Source organism: Alcanivorax sp. UBA3183, from assembly GCF_002364155.1.
GTDB lineage: Bacteria > Pseudomonadota > Gammaproteobacteria > Pseudomonadales > Alcanivoracaceae > Alcanivorax > Alcanivorax jadensis.
Window position 1 is genome coordinate 8,105 of sequence record NZ_DEXN01000023.1, and the last position, 925, is coordinate 9,029.

The 925-nt window shown below is 58.9% G+C and carries 1 protein-coding gene and 1 pseudogene; both read right to left on the bottom strand.

The genetic code is table 11. The annotated features are described in order from the left end of the window. On the bottom strand, positions 1–596 hold a 596-nt coding region (locus tag B3Q33_RS08945), incomplete at its 3' end, for a homoserine dehydrogenase (protein ID WP_286827500.1). A gap of 88 nt (positions 597–684) precedes the next feature. Then, positions 685–925: pseudogene (locus B3Q33_RS08950) on the bottom strand (alanine transaminase); the annotation flags it as partial.

Sequence of the window (925 nt, forward strand, 5' to 3'; positions counted from 1 at the left end):
TCAATGCCTTCCACATCGAAGGTGGGATCCGCCTCCGCATAACCCAGCTGCTGGGCTTCGTCCAGCACGTCCTTGAAGGCACGGCCGCCCTCTTCCATCTCGGTGAGGATAAAGTTGCCGGTACCGTTGATGATGCCCGCCAGCCAATTGATATGGTTGGCTGCCAGCCCTTCACCCAGGGACTTGAGGATGGGAATCCCCCCCGCCACAGAGGCCTCGAAAGCCACATCCACGCCGTTATCCTGAGCCGCCTGGAAGATCTCGTTGCCGTGCTCGGCGATCAACGCCTTGTTGGCGGTGACAATATGCTTGCCGTTCTTGATGGCAGTGAGCACCAGCTCACGGGCAGTATCGATGCCACCGATCAGCTCCACCAGGATATCGATATCCGGGTCTGTGGCCACGGCGAAGATATCCCGGGACAGGCGAATACCCTGAGTGTCGCAGGCAGGATTGTCCCGGCGCGCACCAATGTGGGTAATTTCAATCGGACGTCCCACGCGACGGGCAATATCCCGCGCATTGCGCTTGAGAACGTTGACGGTGCCTGAGCCCACAGTGCCCAGACCAGCAATACCCACCTTCACCGAATCCACAGCCTATCCTCGTTTCATTTATCAGTGTGTTGAAAAGCCCTGTCGCAACTTCTCACGCTACCCCTGCGGCCTGCCGCAAAGGGAAAAGTCAGTCCAGCAGGCCGTCCTGGCGGAACATCTTCTTGATGCCACGGATAGCCTGCCGGGTCCGTTGTTCGTTTTCGATCAGCCCGAAGCGCACATGATCGTCACCGTAATCCCCAAAACCGATGCCCGGGGACACCGCCACACCGGCACCGGTGAGCAGTTTCTTGGAAAATTCCAGCGATCCCATCTCCCGGTACGGCTCGGGGATTTCCGCCCAGACAAACATGGTGGCACGGGGTCTT